At 39.8% G+C, this 20283-nt stretch carries 21 protein-coding genes; all 21 read left to right on the top strand.

Annotated features, from left to right (window positions below):
* Window positions 1-6 precede the first annotated feature (6 nt).
* On the top strand, window positions 7-282 hold the full coding sequence (locus J2Z32_RS04575; RefSeq protein ID WP_210087996.1) for a YciI family protein: 276 nt from the start codon (window positions 7-9) through the stop codon (window positions 280-282).
* A gap of 585 nt (window positions 283-867) precedes the next feature.
* A complete protein-coding gene (locus J2Z32_RS04580) occupies window positions 868-1230 on the top strand; it encodes a histidine triad nucleotide-binding protein (protein WP_210087997.1) in 363 nt (120 codons plus the stop codon).
* Window positions 1231-1452: 222 nt separating this feature from the next.
* Window positions 1453-1626, top strand: a complete 174-nt coding sequence (rpsU, locus tag J2Z32_RS04585; protein ID WP_005547957.1) for a 30S ribosomal protein S21 — start codon at window positions 1453-1455, stop codon at window positions 1624-1626.
* 12 nt (window positions 1627-1638) lie between these two features.
* A complete protein-coding gene (locus tag J2Z32_RS04590) occupies window positions 1639-2082 on the top strand; it encodes a GatB/YqeY domain-containing protein (protein ID WP_210087998.1) in 444 nt (147 codons plus the stop codon).
* A gap of 187 nt (window positions 2083-2269) precedes the next feature.
* A complete protein-coding gene (yqfC, locus tag J2Z32_RS04595; RefSeq protein WP_210087999.1) occupies window positions 2270-2560 on the top strand; it encodes a sporulation protein YqfC in 291 nt (96 codons plus the stop codon).
* Window positions 2561-3742 carry a sporulation protein YqfD gene (gene yqfD, locus J2Z32_RS04600; protein WP_210088000.1) on the top strand — a complete coding sequence of 394 codons (1182 nt, stop codon included), beginning with the start codon at window positions 2561-2563 and terminating at the stop codon, window positions 3740-3742.
* 6 nt (window positions 3743-3748) lie between these two features.
* The gene (locus tag J2Z32_RS04605; protein ID WP_210088001.1) at window positions 3749-4723 is read left to right on the top strand and encodes a PhoH family protein; all 975 of its coding nucleotides are present in this window, start codon (window positions 3749-3751) and stop codon (window positions 4721-4723) included.
* A gap of 51 nt (window positions 4724-4774) precedes the next feature.
* A complete protein-coding gene (locus tag J2Z32_RS04610; RefSeq protein WP_210088002.1) occupies window positions 4775-7042 on the top strand; it encodes an HD family phosphohydrolase in 2268 nt (755 codons plus the stop codon).
* Window positions 7039-7533 carry an rRNA maturation RNase YbeY gene (gene ybeY / locus J2Z32_RS04615; RefSeq protein ID WP_210088003.1) on the top strand — a complete coding sequence of 165 codons (495 nt, stop codon included), beginning with the start codon at window positions 7039-7041 and terminating at the stop codon, window positions 7531-7533. Before J2Z32_RS04610 ends, ybeY begins: the two co-directional genes overlap by 4 nt.
* Entirely contained in the window at window positions 7533-7910 is a 378-nt protein-coding gene (locus tag J2Z32_RS04620; protein WP_210088004.1) for a diacylglycerol kinase family protein, read from the top strand. The genes ybeY and J2Z32_RS04620 overlap by 1 nt, the downstream gene beginning before the upstream one ends.
* 9 nt (window positions 7911-7919) lie before the next feature.
* Window positions 7920-8327: a cytidine deaminase gene (cdd, locus tag J2Z32_RS04625; protein ID WP_210088005.1), complete on the top strand. Its 408-nt coding sequence runs from the start codon at window positions 7920-7922 to the stop codon at window positions 8325-8327.
* Window positions 8328-9396: 1069 nt separating this feature from the next.
* A complete protein-coding gene (gene era, locus J2Z32_RS04630; protein ID WP_210088006.1) occupies window positions 9397-10314 on the top strand; it encodes a GTPase Era in 918 nt (305 codons plus the stop codon).
* A 119-nt stretch (window positions 10315-10433) separates the two neighbouring features.
* On the top strand, window positions 10434-10586 hold the full coding sequence (locus J2Z32_RS04635) for a YqzL family protein (protein WP_210088007.1): 153 nt from the start codon (window positions 10434-10436) through the stop codon (window positions 10584-10586).
* 27 nt (window positions 10587-10613) lie between these two features.
* Window positions 10614-11363 (top strand): DNA repair protein RecO, encoded by a 750-nt coding sequence (gene recO, locus J2Z32_RS04640; RefSeq protein ID WP_210088008.1) that lies wholly within the window; start codon window positions 10614-10616, stop codon window positions 11361-11363.
* Between the two features lie 344 nt (window positions 11364-11707).
* Window positions 11708-12595: a glycine--tRNA ligase subunit alpha gene (gene glyQ, locus J2Z32_RS04645; protein ID WP_210088009.1), complete on the top strand. Its 888-nt coding sequence runs from the start codon at window positions 11708-11710 to the stop codon at window positions 12593-12595.
* A complete protein-coding gene (gene glyS / locus J2Z32_RS04650; protein ID WP_210088010.1) occupies window positions 12588-14663 on the top strand; it encodes a glycine--tRNA ligase subunit beta in 2076 nt (691 codons plus the stop codon). The genes glyQ and glyS overlap by 8 nt, the downstream gene beginning before the upstream one ends.
* A gap of 49 nt (window positions 14664-14712) precedes the next feature.
* On the top strand, window positions 14713-15180 hold the full coding sequence (locus tag J2Z32_RS04655) for a YaiI/YqxD family protein (RefSeq protein WP_210088011.1): 468 nt from the start codon (window positions 14713-14715) through the stop codon (window positions 15178-15180).
* 42 nt (window positions 15181-15222) lie between these two features.
* Entirely contained in the window at window positions 15223-17043 is a 1821-nt protein-coding gene (dnaG, locus tag J2Z32_RS04660; RefSeq protein ID WP_210088012.1) for a DNA primase, read from the top strand.
* Between the two features lie 45 nt (window positions 17044-17088).
* Window positions 17089-18219, top strand: a complete 1131-nt coding sequence (rpoD, locus tag J2Z32_RS04665; protein WP_210088013.1) for an RNA polymerase sigma factor RpoD — start codon at window positions 17089-17091, stop codon at window positions 18217-18219.
* Window positions 18220-18384: 165 nt separating this feature from the next.
* Window positions 18385-19140, top strand: a complete 756-nt coding sequence (locus J2Z32_RS04670) for a tRNA (adenine(22)-N(1))-methyltransferase (protein WP_210088014.1) — start codon at window positions 18385-18387, stop codon at window positions 19138-19140.
* The gene (locus J2Z32_RS04675; RefSeq protein ID WP_210088015.1) at window positions 19116-20231 is read left to right on the top strand and encodes a Nif3-like dinuclear metal center hexameric protein; all 1116 of its coding nucleotides are present in this window, start codon (window positions 19116-19118) and stop codon (window positions 20229-20231) included. Before J2Z32_RS04670 ends, J2Z32_RS04675 begins: the two co-directional genes overlap by 25 nt.
* The last annotated feature ends 52 nt before the right edge of the window (window positions 20232-20283 follow it).

Here is a 20283-nt window from a genome sequence, read left to right on the forward strand (position 1 = left end):
ACATATATGTACATTTATTTAATGGAAAATCTAAAACCTCTTACTGAACAAGTCGTGAAGCTTCATGTTGATCATTTAAAGAAATTAAAGGAGCAGGATCAGCTTGTCTTGTGTGGGCCCTTTATTGATTACCCAGGGGGCATGGTGGTAATAAGAGCACAAGATATCGTTGAGGCAACTGAAATTGCACAGAAAGATCCCTTTATACAATCAGGCTATAAATCATTTGAGATAAGAACTATACAAGAGGCTCATGAAGAAAATAATTACTTGTTGTCTTGAAATTTGTATTCCTAATTCTGGATTTATTTCATTGAGTGTGAACTAAATCACAGATACAGCTTCATCCCCCTGTTATACTACAGTTAAGCCGACATCATTTTTGCAAGCACCCCGTCGGACGTATTGGTAACAGAGCTTAGTTGTTGTGTACAATACGTCCGTGCGACCAGCTTTTTTTCCGTTGAGAAAAAGCAGGGTGCTTCTTTTTTTTGTCTTTTTTATGTTCTCGTGAGCTACCATCACGTAAATTTCGGTGCTATACTTAAAAACAATTGAAGTGAATAATGAAATTGATTAAAATTATGGCTCAACACAGAAATCGGTTCTTGACAATCAATGAAGTAATAGGCTACGTAGCAGGGAGTGGCTTCAACCGCTGTTAAGGCCCCATTTTCTTTATAATATGTGTTGAATGGTTGAAATTGTGTCCTTAAAGTGTTTATGCTCTCGAAGTATTTTTCTTGCAGAAAGATTGTCGCGCTCTCGCTTCTCCACCTCCCTGCTCCTTCGCTTCGTTAGCTTTTTGTCAAGAACCGATTTTAAGATTGAGCCAAAAATATTAATGATTTTCCTAGGAGGATAAAAATGGAAAACTGTTTGTTTTGCAAAATTATTGAAGGCTCCATTCCATCTAATAAAGTGTATGAGGACGAAAAGTTTCTAGTCTTTCACGATATTCAGCCAGCCGCACCTGTACATGTGTTAATCATACCGAAAAAGCATATTGCATCAGCAAATGAGCTCCAAGGCGGTGATTTCGCGTTGATCGGTGATTTGCACAAAGTTGCACAGCAGGTTGCTCAGCAATTAGGTGTTGCTGATACAGGTTATCGTTTAATTAACAATTGTGGTGTTGATAGCGGACAAGCCGTACATCATATTCACTACCATCTTCTAGGTGGTGTTAAGCTTGGTGCATTAGTTGGGATTTCAGACTCACATGCATAATCATTTTCTTTTTTTTAATTTAAAATATGGAAATTTTGCGTGATTTTAGGCACTATTAAGGGCTAAATAATGCAAATATTTGTTTTTGAAAATAAATTTGTAAAATTGATGTATAAAAATACGTCTCGTCAGGTTGACACTCTAAATATAATTCCCCTATAATGAAGTGTGATGAACCGTGTTATAGCTCTTGGACGGTCTGGTCGGAGGGAGGGAAAACTGGTGTCTGAAACTAAAGTTCGCAAAAATGAAACTATTGATGCTGCACTTCGTCGCTTTAAGCGCTCCATTGCAAAGGATGGCGTATTGGCTGAGGTGAAGAAACGCAAACATTATGAAAAGCCAAGCGTTAAGCGCAAGAAAAAGTCTGAGGCTGCTCGTAAGAGAAAGTTTTAGGAGGATTAAGCGATGAGTCTTAGCGAGCGATTGAACGAAGATATGAAGCAAGCGATGAAGAGTCAAGACAAGTTCAAACTCTCCACTATTCGATTGATTCGTGCAACGATTAAAAATCTTGAGATAGATTTGAAAAGAACTTTGAACGATAATGAAGTGCTTGATATCCTAAGTCGTGAAATCAAACAGCGCAAAGATGCCCTCCAAGAATTTACAAAAGCGGGTCGAGAAGATTTGGCTGATAAGGTGAAGGCTGAGGCTGAATTTATCGCCGAGTACCTTCCCCAACAACTTACTGAAGAAGAAATAAAAGTCATTGTACAGCAGACCATCCAGGAAACCGGTGCTTCTTCAAAAGCTGATATGGGGAAAATCATGAGTGCATTAATGCCCAAGGTTAAGGGGCGGGCCGATGGCAAGTTGGTAAACCAAGCTGTTCAAGAACTGCTCCAATAACCTACAATGCTTTGGCATTGTATTTATAAAAAGCAACAAGCTCTTAAATTAAGAGACTTGTTGCTTTTTTATTTTAGTTTTGTATACTCATTGTTCTTCTCATAAATCCATGTCTACTAGCATAATTTGTATAGTACACCGTATAAAGTGTAATAGCGAAGTGATTATGGGGAGGAGAATAGGTATAATGAGCCAAATATCCCGCAGATTTCGCAAATGGACGGCGGATAAGCTGGACCTGCCTAATGATTTAGTATTTAATTTGCCGAGGCTCACCTTAATTGGGGGCAAGCAATTATACATAGAGAATCATCGGGGGGTAAAGCACTTCTCCCCTGAGTTGCTACATTTAAAGCTAAGTGAAGGTTATCTAGAGGTAACTGGAAGTGAGCTGGTGATTCAAGCCATAATGCCTGATGAAATCGTCGTAGAAGGTGTTATTTCTGATATAAAATATAGGGGAGCGGGGGAGAAGTAAATGAGATCACCAATGTTATCTTCAATCAAAGGTATTGTCTCTATTGTTGTATCAGGGGACAATCAATCTCAGTTTATTAATGAAATGACAAAGGAAGGAATAGTTGCATGGGATTTAAAGCCATTAGCAGATGGAAGGTTACGGTTAAAAGTCTCAGTTCCTCATTTCTTTCTGCTTCGTCCCGTGTTAAAGCGGACAGGCTGTAGATTAACGATTCAAAAGCGCTCAGGACTCCCCTTTACCCTATCTCGACTTTGGAAACGTAAGGGTTTTATAATTGGTTTTATTTTATTTGCGAGTCTGATTTTTGGACTGACTTCTATTGTATGGGATGTACAGGTACAAGGGAATCATAAAATAGCAGAGGAAGATATTTTACGTGTGGCGAAGGAAGAAGGGTTACACCGTTATCAATGGATATACAATTTAAATGCTCAGGACAAGCTGGCTGCGGCATTAACGCGGAAGCTTCCTAATGCTTCATGGGTAGGTATCTCTAGAGTTGGGACCAAATATGTCATTGAGGTGGTGGAGGCATCACAGCCTAAAGATAAAAATCTGTTAACGCCCCATCATCTTGTCAGTAAGACAGATGCAGTTATCAGTCACATCTATGCTGAAAGAGGACAACCACGCGTTAAAAAAAATGATCGAGTTCGCAAAGGACAAATTTTGATTTCAGGTATACAGGGTGGGCAAACTGTTGTTTCTAAAGGTGTAGTGAAGGGGATTGTCTGGCACGAATATGACATTTCTGTTCCACTTACCTATAAGCAAAAGGTTTATACTGGAAATGTGAAACGTAAAGGTTACTTATATTTTGGACAAACCGCAATTCAATTATCAGGTTATGGTAAAATTGATTATGATAAGTATAGAGTGCTTAGTGATCTAAATCCTGTAAGATGGAGAGATTTAAAGCTCCCATTTGGATATTTGACAGAAAGTATATTTGAAACGACAGAAATGGATTTTACGCGAACGATGAAACAAGCTCAGCTTGAAGGGATCGAGCGTGCCAGAAGTGATGTCTTAGCGAAATATGGCATAGATAGTGTCATTCAGTCGGAAAAAATTTTGCATGAGAAGACAGACAATGGTAAAGTTTATATGAAAGTGCTTTTTGAGGTAGAGCAAGATATTACGGAGGAACTTCCTTTAGTACACAGTCAAGGAGAATGAGGCTACTTGTCAGAAAAAACAACCAATATCAAATTAAGTCTTTTGAATGCATCAGAAGGGTTATCTTTGTTTGGTCCTCAAGATGTATTTCTAAAGCTGATTGAACAAAGTTTTAAAGTAAGCATTGTGTTAAGAGAATCTGAAATCACAATTCGTGGTGATGAAGCTGAGCTTCAAATGGTACAACAGTTATTTGATGTATTACTTGAGTTAGTACGTAATAGCTATATTTTGACAGAAAGAGACGTTATGTATGCGATTAGTTTGGCGAAGGAATTACGTGCCGATCAATTGCTTGATCTATATAAAGGTGAAGTCGCAGTTACATTTCGTGGTAAACCAATACGGGTTAAGACGATTGGACAAAAGCATTATGTCAGTACCGTGAAAAAACGGGATGTCGTGTTTGGTATTGGTCCAGCAGGAACAGGTAAAACCTATTTAGCTGTCGTTTTAGCGATCTCTGCACTTAAAGAAGGTTCAGTGAAACGAATTATTTTAACTCGTCCAGCAGTTGAAGCGGGTGAAAGCTTAGGCTTCTTACCAGGAGACCTACAGGAGAAGGTTGACCCGTATTTACGTCCGCTTTATGACGCGTTATATGATGTTATGGGCCCTGAACAAACAGCTAAAGCATTAGAACGGGGTTTAATTGAAATTGCACCTCTTGCCTATATGCGTGGGCGTACGTTGGATGATTCCTTCATTATTTTAGATGAGGCACAAAATACAACTCCTGAGCAAATGAAAATGTTTTTAACACGTTTGGGTAATGGCTCAAAAATGGTCATCACGGGTGATGTTACACAAATTGATTTGCCTAGAGGTAAAAAATCAGGATTAATTGAAGCACGTAAAATTTTGCAGGATATTGAGGAAATTGGTTTTGTGGATTTCATGGAAAGTGATGTTGTAAGACATTCACTTGTACAAAAAATTATCGTAGCTTATGATGCAGCTGCCGAAAAATATGAAGCTTAATTTAGAGGGAATTAATATCACTAAGTTTTAAAATTCAGGAGGGCTATAACTATGACCCCTAATGAGCAGGCAAAGGGTAAGGAATTGCAATCTAATAATGTGGGCTGGAGAAGTAGTGTTGCAGTTCGATATGCTTTATACGCATTATTAGTACTCATGGTTTATTTCAGTCTGGCGCCAAAGCTGTTGCCAGAACGATATGATATCGAAGTAGGGATGCCAAGTGAAAAGCAAATTCTTGCACCTATGGAAATACCTGACACAAAAGCGACATTAAAGGCACAGGAAGAAGCTGCTGACCGAGTCGGAGAAAGTTATAGTATTATTCCACTACGCAATGAAAATTTAGTGAATAACTTAATGGATCGTATTTTTCGCCTTAATCAAGACGATCTAGTGTCAACAGAAGAAAAAATTAGTATTTATCGTGAAGATCTACAACGGATGCCCAAAGATTATATTTCTACATTTATTCGAAATAATCGTAATTCCGGTACATATTCTACTACTTTGCTGCAAGAAATGGCACAACGTATAGAAGAGCAGGAATATAAAATTTCTGAGGAAACATTTATAAAAATTCCACGTTTGACTGCAGATGATATAAACGAAATGAAGCCAGTTGCTGTAAATATCGTATCTAGATTAACAGCAGATCAAATCAGTGAAGCTCAAACGGCTCGGGCAAAGGTAGCTGAAATGGTAAGTACAAGCTCTTTGTCCAAGCGTGCTGCTCGTGAGGTTGTACAGGAGCTTGCTCGTTTAGCGATTACGCCAAACAAGTTTTATGATGAAGAGGCAACAAAAGCTGCCAAAGTAGACGCACGTGAAAACACTCCTACTGTCTATATTAAACAAGGGGATGTACTAATCCAAAAGGGTGAAAAAATTACCCAGGAAATGTACACACTCCTAGAAAAAAATAGCCTATTAAAGGATGAAGTTAACTATTGGCCTCAATTAGGCTTATTGGTGATGTCGTTATTGTTAGTGCTTGGAATTGTAATGTTTATTAGACAAACTGAGCATAGTGGGAAAGTAAAGTATAATAATTCTCAATACGTAATGCTTGCCTTAATATTTACAATAACAATTTTGTCTATGGTTATTATTAGTGTTTTACAAAATGAGAATCGTGTTTATTTTGGTTATTTAGCACCGATAGCTACAGGGGCAATGTTAATAACGTTATTGATTGATGTTCCTCTAGCGTTCATCTCTTCTATTATATTTAGTATATTAGCTAGCATTATTTTTAATGTAGATCAAGGACATATTTTTGATTATCAATTTGGGTTCTATGCTATTGTAACTTCATTGGCGTCAATTTATTCGATTCATCGTGCTAGTCAACGTTCTTCCCTATTGAAAGCGGGAATTATGAACTGCCTATTTGGTGCTATTTCTGTATTTTCAATGATCGTCGTCGATAATCATAGCTGGAATCAATCAAGTACGTTGTATGCGATTGGTGCTGCAATTATTGGTGGGTTGCTCACTACAATTTTAGTCATTGGATTAATGCCGTTTTTTGAAGTCACATTTGGAATTTTATCTGCACTTAAGCTGGTAGAACTCTCTAACCCTAACCATCCATTACTTCGAAAGTTGTTAATCGAAGCACCTGGCACCTATCACCATAGTGTGATGGTTGGTAATTTATCTGAGGCTGCGGCCGAAGCGATTGGTGCAAATGGACTTTTGTGTAGGGTAGGATCTTATTATCATGATGTAGGGAAAACAAAACGCCCTTCGTATTTTATTGAAAATCAAAACAATATTGAGAACCCTCATGATTTTATTGATCCAAAGCTAAGTAAATCAATTATTATTGCACATGCCCATGATGGGGCACAGATGCAAAAGGAATATAAATTACCTAAACCAATTCGTGATATCGCAGAGCAACACCATGGTACAACGTTTTTACACTATTTTTATCACAAAGCACTTAAGCAAGCGGAGGAGCAAGGGGTTGAGCCGGACTTTACTGAAGACGATTTTAGATATCCTGGTCCCAATGCTCAATCTAAGGAAGCCGCAATTGTAGGAATTGCTGATAGTGTTGAAGCAGCCGTCAGATCACTACGTAAGCCAACTGTTGAACAAGTGGAATCAATGATTGAGAAAATTATTAAAAGTAGACTTGATGATCATCAGTTAAACGAGTGTGACTTAACGTTAAAAGAGCTTGATATTGTAGGTAAAACATTAAAAGAAGCAGTAATGGGGATTTTCCACTCCCGTATTGAATATCCACCAGATGCTAAAAAGCCAGAATCAAGGGAGCAGCAAAACAAGGAGAGTGACCAACAATGAGCCTAGAATTGGCTTGGAGTAATGAACAAGAAAATCATGAAATTTCAGAACAGTTTATTACTTTATTAAATCAAATTTTACAAAAGGCTGGAGAGGCTGAAGGTGTTACAGATGGAGAGGTTGCTCTTACCTTTGTGACCAATGAAAAAATCCATGAGCTTAATTATGCCTACAGAGGTATTGATCGTCCAACAGATGTGCTATCCTTTGCGTTAAATGAATCGATGGACGAGGAACCAGACATTGTATACGAGCTTGAGGATGGAGAAGAATTAGAATTTGGCGATATGCTTGGAGATATTATAATTTCTGTAGAGCGTGCACAGGAGCAAAGTGAAGAATATGGACATTCACTTGAAAGAGAGCTCGGGTTTTTATTTGTCCATGGATTTCTACATTTGTTAGGGTATGACCATCAGGATGCTGAAAGTGAAGCCGAAATGATGGGGAAACAAGAAGCTGTATTGAAGCAAGTTGGACTTGTACGATAATGAAGCCGCCAAAATATAAGCTAATTGATAGCTTCCGTTTTGCATTTCAGGGCATCCAATCGACATTTAAGACAGAACGAAATTTTCGTATTCATCTCGTTGCTGCAATCCTTGTCATTGTGTGGGCATGGATTTTGAAAATACCGACATGGGATTTTGCTTTATTACTAATCGTAATTGCCCTTGTCCTGTGTGCGGAATTACTTAATAGTGCGATTGAAGCGGTTATAGATCTTGTTAGTCCAGAGTGGCATCCACTTGCTAAAGTGGCGAAAGACACCGCAGCGGGGGCTGTGCTCGTTTCTGCGGTGTTTGCTGTCGCTGTAGGTCTGGTTATATTATATAAACCATTAATGATATGGTTAGGCTTAAATTAGGAGGTTATTATGGACTATAATCAATTGCTACAAGCTGCCATTGAAGCTCGCAAAGCAGCATATATCCCGTATTCTCATTTTGGTGTTGGTGCAGCACTTCAGGATGCAACAGGACATGTACATCATGGCTGTAATGTCGAAAATGCTGCCTACGGTCCAACCAATTGTGCAGAGCGTACAGCTTTGTTTAGAGCGATTGCCGATGGCTGTGCCCCACATAGCTTCACTGCACTTGCTGTCGTTGGGGACACAGAAGAACCCATTGCACCTTGTGGTGTATGTAGACAAGTAATTTTGGAATTGTGTGCTCCTGATATGCCAGTTGTGTTAGGAAACATGAAAGGCGATATGAAGGTCGTGACCGTGAGCGAGCTGTTGCCACATGGCTTTTCGCCGGAGCATGTTAATAAGGCTTAATATAAAATCACAGCTGACAGCTAGGTACCAGCCGATAATACCTCTAAACATTACTGCGTGGTGCTGCGTGGCAGAGGGTTCTTTCGATCGTTGTTAAAATCGGATTTATTGGATTACGGAATAGAGGTGAAAATCCGATTTTAAATACGACCGCTCCGCTTCTCCAGAATCCCTCTGCCCCTCCGCAAGTTACGCTAGAGCTTTGTAAGGTAATATGTGGTTGGTGCTAGCGGTCTGAGCTGTTGATTTTAAAGATTAAGCCATAGTTTACACGGGCTATGAAGTATGGTAAACAATACAAAGCACTAACCACGTAAGCGTGGTAGTGTGGTGCTACGTGACAGAGGGTTCTTTCGATCGTTGTTAAAATCGGATTTATTGGATTACGGAATAGAGGTGAAAATCCGATTTTAAATACGATTGCTGACGCTTCTCCAGAATCCCTCTGCCCCTTCGCAAGTTACGCTAGAGCTTTGTAAGGTAACATGTGGTTGGTGCTAGCTGTCTGAGTTGTTGATTTTAAAGATTGAGCCGTAGTTTACACGGGCTATGAAGTATGGTAAACAATACAAAGCACTAACCACGTAAGCGTGGTAGCGTGGTGCTACGTGTCACAGGGTTCTTCGATCGTTGTGCTCTCCAGAATCCTCCTGCTCCCCTTGTTAGTTACTTGTTGTTTTTAAGCTACTTCTAAGTAGCTAACAAGCTGTCGTTTTTTATAGTTTGAAAAGATAGTTTGCTTGGAAAAGCTTCTTAAGTTTAGGCTTCTCGGGTATACTATCAATACTGTAAATGTAGTACCTTACACCAAACGTAACTGGCGGGAGGGTAAAGGGATTCTGGAGAAACAGCGTGGTTGCCTTTAAAGACCAATTTTCCCCTTATATCTTTATAAAAAAATGAAAAATTGGTCTTTAACAGCAATCGGAAGAACCCTTTACCCGCAGCCTTGCACGATGAAGATTTTACCAGTATTTTCGTTGCAAGTACTCACAAGTATTTGTTTCAAACGATTTCTGAATACTTTGCTACTTAAAATTAGCTTTACACAGGAAGGAACTAACTATCTATGTCAAAAAACTCGTCTGCAAAGACTAAATTTCGATCCGGTTTTGTTGCCATTATCGGACGGCCAAACGTAGGTAAATCAACCTTGATGAACCATGTTATTGGTCAAAAGATTGCGATTATGTCTGACAAGCCTCAAACAACCAGAAACAAAATTCATGGTGTGTACACGTCACCAGAAATGCAAATTGTATTTTTGGATACGCCGGGTATCCATAAACGTCAATCAAAGCTTGGCGACTATATGAACACAACAGCATTAAGCACGTTAGATGAAGTAGAGGCTGTTTTGTTTTTAGTGGATGCATCAGAAGGTTTTGGTGGTGGCGATCGCTTTATTATTGAGCGCTTAAAGAGCATTAATACACCAGTTATTTTAGTGATGAACAAAATTGATAAGATTGAACCAGAGGCGTTGCTGCCAATGATCGAAGAATATAATAAGCTTTACAGTTTTGCTGAAATTGTTCCCATCTCTGCAAAGCTAGGGAATAACGTTACGACTTTGATCGAACAGATTGGTAAGTTTCTACCACCAGGACCGCAATATTATCCTGAGGATCAGGTAACTGACCATCCTGAGCAATTTGTGTGCGCTGAGCTTGTACGTGAGAAAATTTTAATGTTAACACGTGAGGAAGTACCACATTCCATTGCGGTTACCATTGAAGATATGAGAGTGCAGGAAAATGGGGTTGTTCATATTTCAGCCTTGATTTTTGTTGAACGTGATTCCCAAAAAGGAATTATTATTGGAAAGCAAGGTGCTTTGCTTAAGGAAGTTGGTAAGCTAGCACGTCAAGATATTGAGCGTTTATTAGGCTCCAAAATATTTTTAGAGTTATGGGTTAAGGTGAAAAAGGATTGGCGCAACCAAGATCGCGTATTGCGTGATTTAGGTTTCCATCGTGATGCATAAGCTACAGATTTATGTATGGCTAAGCTGGTAGTTATTGCAACGTATAGAACCTTTGTCACAGGTCATCCTAATCTTCGAGGGAATGTAAATCGCATTTTCTGAAGAAAGGGTGAATACGTATGCGAGATTTTTCGTGGAAGTATTTTGCAATGACAGGAGATGTTGATGCTTACATGCTGTTTAAGGAAAGCGATACGGCACTGGGGCAGACGGCTGAGGATGGAGCTTTAAATGAACAGCAGCTTGTGGTTGAAAATGAGGAAGAGGCTTAAAAGCGGCTTTTTTTGGGGGAAATAGGGATGTTGCATCGACTTGAAGGCATCGTTATTCGTAGTATGGATTATGGTGAAGGTAATAAAATTATTACAATATGCACTGAAACCCATGGGAAGGTTGCTATTCTCGTTAGAGGTGCAAGAAAAATTAAAAGCCGACATGCGGCTCTAACACAGTTATTTACTTATGGACAATATACATTTTATCGTCAAGGTGATGGACTTGGCACACTAAATCAAGGTGAGATTTTAGAGTCTCACTTTTCTTTGCGTAATGATCTCTATTTAGCGGCTTATGCCTCTTATGTGTGTGAATTACTAGATCGTTCTTTACATGATGAAGAGGTGGGTAGCTTTTGGTTTACACAATTAAAGGCAGCTCTAGAAGCTTTGGCATCGGGAAAAGATCAGCAAATTGTAATGCACCTGTTCGAGGTCAAAATTTTGCAGGCGTCTGGTTATGCTCCTTCCTTTGAAGCTTGTGTGTCATGTGGGAGTATAGAGGAAAGCTATCATGTTAGCCCAAGATTAGGTGGGAGATTATGTCCGCGTTGTCGTCATCATGATCATGGTGCGATGGTCGTATCACCGCAGGTGTTAAAGCTGCTTATATTATTTGAAAAAATAGATATGCGTAGGTTAGGGAATACGAGTGTTAAAGATACAACAAAGACAGAGCTTAAAGCTGTAATGAATGCTTTTATGGAGGTTCAGCTTGGCTTGAAATTAAAGTCTCGAAATTTTTTAGATCAGCTTGATAAATATGAAATTTGACGAAAGCAACGAAATGATGTATTCTATGGTATATTTCTCTTCGTGAGAATCATGTGTTGATAAGGAAAAGTAATAAGCTTGTATACTGTTAAAAGCGAATCAGGGATAGTGCAAGCCTGAGCGGTTACACTTATGAAATGGCAGCCTTGGAGCATGAATGAACGTGAAAAGCGGATTAGCTACTATGAAGCTAATCAAGTAGGGTGGAACCGCGGGATTTGAATTATTCAGCTCTCGTCCCTATGTCTGTGAGCAGGCGTAGGAGGCGAGGGCTTTTTGTTATAGCTTCGAACTCTTATGACCGAATTCAAAACGCCATTCATTTTAGGAGGAGATGACAAATCATGAATTTTCAATCCATGATACTAACACTGCAACAGTTTTGGTCTGAGCAAAATTGTATCGTTGTTCAGCCGTATGACGTAGAAAAAGGGGCAGGAACTTTAAATCCGATGACGTTCCTTCGTTCCATTGGACCCGAGCCTTGGAATGTCGCTTATGTAGAACCTTCTCGTCGTCCTGCGGACGGTCGATACGGAGAAAACCCGAACCGACTTTATCAGCATCACCAATTTCAAGTCATTATGAAACCGTCGCCTGATAACATTCAAGAGATTTATCTTGAAAGCTTAAAAAGACTAGGTATTAATCCACTAGAGCATGATATTCGTTTTGTCGAAGATAACTGGGAGCATCCAGGTCTTGGTGCATGGGGACTTGGTTGGGAAGTATGGTTAGACGGGATGGAAGTCACGCAATTTACGTATTTCCAACAGGTTGGGGGAATCGAAGCTAATCCTGTAGCTGTGGAAATTACTTACGGTATGGAGCGTCTTGCTTCCTATATCCAAGATAAAGAAAATGTATTTGAGCTTGAATGGGTAGAGGGCACAAGCTATGGTGATGTGTTCCACCAGCCTGAGTTTGAGCATTCTAAATATACGTTTGAATTATCCGATGTAAAAATGTTATTCACACTATTTAACATGTATGAGCAGGAAGCACAACGCTTAATGGAGCAGCATTTGGTATTCCCTGCTTATGATTATGTATTAAAATGCTCTCATGCCTTTAACTTGCTGGATGCAAGAGGGGCAATCAGTGTAACAGAACGTACAGGTTACATTACAAGAGTTCGTAATTTATCCCGTCAGGTGGCGGCAACATATTTAGAAGAAAGAGAAAAATTGGGATTCCCAATGCTTCAAAAGGGAGGTGCTGTTCGTGGCTAAAGACCTATTATTTGAAATTGGCTTAGAGGAAATGCCAGCAAGATTTATACGTGCAGCTGTTGGGCAATTGCAGGATAAAATGAGTAAATGGTTAAAGGAAAATGTTATTACCTTTGAAAAAATCGAAGGTTATGCTACTCCTCGTCGACTTGCCATCCTCGTAAAAGGTGTTGCTGAGAAGCAAGAGGATGTGCATGAGGAAGTTAAAGGACCAGCACGAAAAATTGCGTTAGATGACCAACGTGCTTGGAGTAAAGCGGCACTTGGGTTTGCGCGTAGTCAAGGTGTAGATCCAGACCAATTTACATTTAAGGAATTAAACGGAGTAGAATATATTTATGTAAGCAAAAATTTAATTGGCCAACCTACTAGCTCTCTTCTCACTGAAGGCTTGCTAGGTATTTTGCACAGTATGAATTTCCCTAAAAACATGCGTTGGGCTAACTATGACTTTAAATTTGTACGTCCAATCCGCTGGTTAGTTGCTTTGTTTGGCACAGATGTTGTTTCACTTGAAATTGCTGGTGTGACCTCAGGGAATACGACTAGAGGGCATCGCTTCCTAAGTGGTGAGCTTACGATTGACGAGCCTGCTAACTATGTGGAATTGCTACGCTCTGGTCATGTTATTGCAGATATTAAAGAACGTGAAGATATGATTACAGCACAAATTAAGGCGTTGGCATCAGAGAAAAATTGGGTAATCGATGTCAAGGAAGATTTACTTGAAGAAGTATTATTTTTAGTTGAGACACCAACGGTGTTGTTTGGTTCTTTTGATCCTTCTTTCTTAAATATTCCGCAAGAGGTACTGATTACTTCGATGAGAGAGCACCAACGCTATTTCCCTGTACTTGATGAAAAGGGAAGCTTGCTGCCTTATTTCGTAACGGTACGAAACGGAAACAACGTCTCTCTTGATGTCATTGCGAGAGGGAATGAGAAGGTGCTTCGGGCAAGATTATCTGATGCGAAATTTTTCTATGATGAAGATCAGAAGCTCAAAATTGAAGATGCGCTTTCTAAGCTCGAAAGCATTGTCTTCCACGAAGAGTTAGGTACGATTGGGGATAAGGTTCGTAGAATTCGCAGCAACAGTGATAAGCTTGTTGGAATGTTAAATGTGGAGTCATCAGTTGCCCTTTCAGCCATGCGTACAGCTGAAATTTGTAAGTTTGATTTAGTGAGTCAAATGGTGTATGAATTCCCTGAATTACAAGGAGTAATGGGACAGGATTATGCCTTAAAGGCTGGCGAAGCTCCTGAAGTAGCTAAAGGTATTTTTGAGCATTATCAACCACGTTTTGCTGGTGATGCTTCTCCTAGCTCAGTTGTAGGTGCGATTGTTAGTATTGCGGATAAGCTAGATACGATCATTGGTACGTTCTCGATCGGGATTGTGCCAACAGGTTCTCAAGACCCTTATGGCTTACGACGTCAAGCCGCAGGCATTGTTCAAACGATACTTGAGCATAAATGGACCATTTCCTTGGAGGATTTATTCAAAGCAGCGATTGAAACCCATGAGCAATTCCATGAATTAAAACGCAGTAAATTAGAAATTTTAAGAGATTTACATGATTTCTTTGGTTTGCGCGTCAAAAAAATATTGTCTGATGAGCTTCGCTATGATGTTGTGGATGCAGTCATGGCCGCTGATTTTAATACCGTTGTCTCTGTGGTTGCAAGAGGTCAAGCGCTGATGGAGGCTGTGGAGCAGGACGGTTATAAGCAGATCGTAGAATCTTTTGGTCGTGTAAGTAATTTAGCGGCTAAGGCGGAAGCAGTTCAAATTAATAAAGAGCTTCTGACTGAAAAGGAAGAAGTACATTTGTACGAGGCTTGGAGTACCGTTACGATGCATTACAGTGAATTAATGGGACAAAATAAAGCTACAGAGGCGTTAGGCTTCCTTGCTAGCCTTCATGACGATATTACAGCGTTTTTTGATGCGGTTATGGTTATGGCGGAGGACGAGAAGGTGCGTAACAACCGTCTTGCTTTGCTAGCGTTAATTCATAAAGACCTAAGTACCTTTGCTGATTTCAGTAAGCTAGTTTTTGCGTAATATATACTAAAATATGCGATATAATAATGGACAGGAGTGAATTAAAATCATGAGTGCAAATGTCATTGTGGTGGATGGCGACTCCTGTCCCGTTAAAGCGGAGATCATTGAACTTGCCAATACCTTTAAGGTGGAGGTGAAAATGGTCTCTTCTTATGACCATTACATTAAGCCTGCCCAAGGGGTTACGGTGATACAGGTAGATAGAAGTCAGCAAAGTGCTGATCTGTATATTGCTAATCATATCGCCACAGGAGACATTGTTGTTACACAAGATTATGGGCTTGCCGCATTAGTGATCGCTAAATCTTGTAGAGCCTTGTCACCTCGTGGCGAAGTTTATGATTCTGGGAATATTGATTACTTGTTAGAAAGACGACACGTGAGTGCTAAAACAAGGCGAGCAGGCCGTAATTTATTTAAGGGGCCTAAGCCGTTTACTGACAAGGATCGAGAAAATTTTAAACAAATGCTGTTAAAACTTTTGCAAGATATGCAGGAGAATGTACAATTTTAGCGAATTTATTAAAGTACGTGTAGAGAAGATGAAGGTGATATTATGAATACCGGTAGAGGTTCCATTCCTGAGGAAGTCATCGAAGCGGTTTTGCGTCAGCATGATATCGTTGATACGGTGAGCAAGCACGTTCATCTAACTAAGCAAGGTAAATATATGAAGGGCTTATGCCCATTTCATTCCGAGAAGACACCCTCATTTACAGTAACGCCCGATCGGCAAATATTTCATTGTTATGGCTGTGGGATGGGTGGTAATGCAATTAAGTTTAGAATGGAAATGGAAGGCTTATCATTCCCTGAAGCGATTCGAATCATGGCAGATGAGGCTCATATTCCATTTGAAGGTCGGCAAAGCACAGCGGGTATGGTTGTAAATCAAGAGATTGAACAGTTGTTTGAAGCTCATGAATTAACTTCCAAATTGTATCATTATTTTTTGAAAAATACAGAGCATGGCAAACCCGCCATGGAATACCTAAAATCACGAGGTTTTAGTGATAAAAGTATTGATCTCTTTCAGATTGGTTATGCTCCGGCAAGATGGGATACGTTAGTTCAGTTTTTAGAAAAAAGAAACTTCGATATGCAGAACATGGAAAAGGCTGGCCTCCTGATTGCCAAGCAAGATGAATCTGGTTATATTGATCGATTTAGAGATCGAATTATGTTTCCTCTCCATAATCGGAGTGGTAGAATTATTGCTTTTGCTGGCAGAATTTTAGGGGAAGGGCAACCTAAGTATTTAAACTCTCCTGAAAGCCGAATGTTTGTTAAAAGCAGAACAATCTATAATTTACATCAAGCAAAAGCAGAAATAAGAAAATCAAGACAAGCCGTTTTATTTGAGGGTTATGGTGATGTGATTAGTGCATGGGAAGCGGGGATCCATAATGGAATTGCTACTATGGGAACTGCATTAACAGAAGGCCATGCTAACATGCTAAGAAGTTTGGCTGATCATATTATTGTTTGCTATGATGGCGATTCAGCTGGACAAGCGGCTGCACTAAAAAGCATACCTATTTTAGAAAATGTTGGTTTTAATGTTAAAATTGCAATTATTAATGAAGGCTTAGATCCCGATGAGTTTATTCAAAAGTATGGTGCGGACCGATTCCGTCATCAAATTGTGGATGGGGCAGTAGCTGCAATAAAATTCAGACTTATATATCTTAAAAAAAACCATATACTGCTAGAAGAAGGCGGTAAGGTGGCATATATTAAAGAAGCAATTGGTATTATTGCTCCCTTAACCTCGCCAACAGAGCGAGAAATCTACTTAAAGGATTTATCAGCAGAGCTTGAGGTATCCTTTGATAGCTTGAAGCAAGAATGTAATCAATATCGTCAGACCCTGCAAAAAAGAAATAGTGATGGGGATAATATTGACAAAAGGTGGAATAATGTTAGGCATAAAAAGGGTCAGCCTTCCATGCCTACTCTTTTACCGGCTTATCATAGCGCAGAACGAAAATTATTATATTTTATGCTAGAGGATCTCGAAGCTGCGGAATATGTTCAAAATCAGCTTGGAGATAAGTTTAATATTGAAGATCATATCGCAATCGCTGCTTATTTATATGCTTATTATGCGGAAGGCAAGTCTCCTGATGCAAGTCGGTTCATAGCTTCCCTACAAGATGAACGTCTTGAGAAAACTTTAATTTCCATTATGATGATGGAAACTCCTGGAACAGGAAGTAGAGCCGAGCTTGACGATTATATTGCTCAAATACGGAAAGTTCCTTTAATGGAACAAATTAAACGTAAAAGAGAAGAGCAGATCATGGCAGAACGAGCAGGTGATGTTTTGCGTGCTGCACAAATTGCAAGTGAGATTATTACCCTAGAGAGACAATAATTTTTTTGTTTTAGCACGATGTTTCTAGGGAGGAGGGAGTCCGATATGGCGAATAATCAACATACTGAACTAGAAACCGAATTGACATTAGATCAGGTCAAAGAAAAGCTAATTGAAGAGGGCAAAAAGAATTCTTCCTTAACGTATAAGGTTATTATGGAGAAGTTATCCCCTTTTGAACAAGAACCTGATCAAATGGATGAATTTTTTGAGCAACTTGGAGATCTTGGCATAGATATTACAAATGATAGTGATGATGAGCTTACCGTCCGTAGACGTGATGATGATAATCAGTCGGAGCATGACGATTTCAATTTTGAGGACGATTTAGCACTTCCTCCTGGAATTAAAATCAATGATCCTGTTCGTATGTATTTGAAAGAAATCGGACGTGTGCCATTATTATCATCTGATGATGAGATTGAGCTTGCCAAACGTATTGAAGAAGGGGACGAGGAAGCAAAACGTCGCCTAGGTGAAGCTAATTTACGGCTTGTTGTAAGTATAGCTAAGCGTTACGTAGGTCGTGGCATGTTGTTTCTTGATTTGATACAAGAGGGGAACATGGGGCTGTTAAAAGCGGTTGAAAAATTTGATTATAAAAAAGGCTATAAGTTTAGTACGTACGCCACATGGTGGATACGCCAAGCCATCACGAGAGCGATTGCTGATCAAGCGAGAACGATTCGGATTCCTGTTCATATGGTAGAAACCATTAATAAGCTCATTCGAATTTCAAGACAGCTACTACAGGAATTAGGACGAGAACCAACACCAGAGGAAATTGCGGCGGAGATGGAGCTTACAGTGGAAAAGGTACGTGAAATCATGAAAATTGCCCAAGAGCCTGTTTCGTTAGAAACACCTATTGGTGAAGAGGACGATTCTCATTTGGGTGATTTTATTGAAGATCATGATGCGTTAGCGCCTGCTGATGCTGCTGCCTATGAGCTACTCAAAGAGCAACTTGAGGATGTACTTGATACTCTTACTGAACGTGAAGAAAATGTATTGCGATTACGATTTGGACTTGACGATGGTCGTACCCGTACTTTGGAGGAAGTAGGTAAAGTATTTGGTGTAACAAGAGAACGTATTCGTCAAATTGAAGCCAAAGCGCTCCGCAAGCTACGACATCCAAGTAGAAGTAAACGTCTGAAGGATTTCCTTGAATAATGATCCAGGCACATGGACCTTCTGCTCATGCAGTGAGGTCTTTTTTAGTATGATGGTTACAAGCAAGGAATGTAAGTCCATTGTATAAGCTAATTTTATCTCTTTTTGAGATTTTTTTCAAATTTATACAGTGGATATAGATCTTATAATAGGTGGTTTGAAAAAATGAAAATTTCAACAAGATTGAGGGAAATCGCAGAACGTTTGCCAACTGGCTGTAAATTTGCAGATATCGGGTCCGATCATGGGTTACTGCCGATTTATGCCATTAAGCAAGGAATTGCCTTATCTGCTGTTGCAGGTGAAGTTAATGAAGGTCCACTAGAGGCGGCTCGTAGAGGTGTTTTGTCACATGGTGTCCAAGATAAAATTGCAGTGCGCAAAGGAGATGGCTTAGCTGTCATTGAGGCAGGAGAAGTTGATACCATTACGATATCAGGCATGGGTGGTGCATTAATTGCTTCGATTTTGGCTGACGGTGTCACTAAGCTTGCTGGTGTGAAACGTCTTATCCTTCAGCCTAATATGGCGGAGGGAGCGGTACGACGTTGGCTACTGGAACAAAATTGGTTAATTACGGATGAGATTATTTTAGAGGAAGATGGCAAAATCTACGAAATTATTACGGCGGATCGTCAGGAAGAAGCTAAGCAACAAAATGATGTTTTGTATGCGAAACGAAGCTTGGGGATAGAGATTCCACAGGAATGGTTATTGGAGTTAGGCCCTTTGTTAATTAATAAGCCCAATGAAGTGTTTTTTAAAAAATGGAACTCAGAGCTTAGCAAGCTACTTCGTATTTATGAGTCGATTTTGAAATCCGCGGAAAAGGAAATAAGTGATTCAAAAGCGGCACAGGTTAAGCAGAAAGCAAATGAATTGGAGGCGATTTTACAATGTTTGCAAAAGGTCAAACCGTAATTCAATATATGGAAGGACTAGCGCCCAAGCATGTTGCGATGGAAGGGGACAAAATTGGTCTTCAATTAGGTACGCTGCAAAAAGAAATCACAGGTATCTTAGTTGCACTGGATGTAAATGAAGAGGTTGTGGATGAAGCGATTGCGAAAGGTGCCAACCTTATTGTCGCTCATCATGCGATTATTTATCGCCCGTTGGCACAGTTGCAGGTAGATACGCCTATGGGAAAGGTTTATGAGAAGCTCATTAAAAACGACATTGCTGTTTATATAAGTCACACTAATCTCGATATCACCGAAGGTGGTATGAACGATTGGATGGCAGAGGAGCTAGGGATTGAAGTGACAGGTTCGATTGAGGATCTGCATAGTGATCAATTGTATAAGCTTGTTGTATTTGTGCCGAAGGAGCAGGCAGATTCAGTACGTGCGGCTATATTAGATGCTGGGGCAGGTCATATTGGGAACTACAGCCATTGTAGCTTTAATATAGAGGGATCAGGAACATTTAAGCCTGATGAGCTAGCTAATCCTTATATTGGACAAGCAGGCAAGCTAGAGCAGGTTCAAGAGGTACGCATCGAGACGATGGTTCCGCATAGTATTAAAAACAAAGTAGTTGCTGCGATGCTCAAGGCACATCCTTACGAAGAGGTTGCTTATGATTTATATGCAATGGAATTAAAAGGACGTACATTAGGCTTAGGGCGTGTTGGCAAGCTTAGTGATCCTGTTGATCTAGCAACGTTAGTCGAGCGAGTTAAGCATAAGTTTGATGTGCCTACGGTTCGTGTTGTAGGTGATATGAATCGCGTAATTAAAAAAGCTGCAGTGTTGGGCGGCTCTGGTGGAGGTTATTGGAAAAAGGCACTTCGCTGTGGTGCAGATGTATTGGTGACAGGGGATATTGATTATCATACGGCACAGGATGCATATATGGCAGGGATTACACTTATTGATCCTGGACACAACGCAGAGAAGCTTATGAAGCCTAGAGTAGCGGCTTTTTTGGCGCAAAAATTGGAAAAGGACAAATATAGCACCCCAGTTTATGCTTCAACGATTAATACAGAGCCATTTCGATTTGTATAATGAGAAAATATGCTAATCAGAAGCTAGAAAAAACGGTAGATCAGAGGCATAT

The sequence above is a fragment of the Paenibacillus turicensis genome (assembly GCF_017873435.1).
In the GTDB taxonomy this organism is placed as follows: domain Bacteria; phylum Bacillota; class Bacilli; order Paenibacillales; family Paenibacillaceae; genus Fontibacillus; species Fontibacillus turicensis.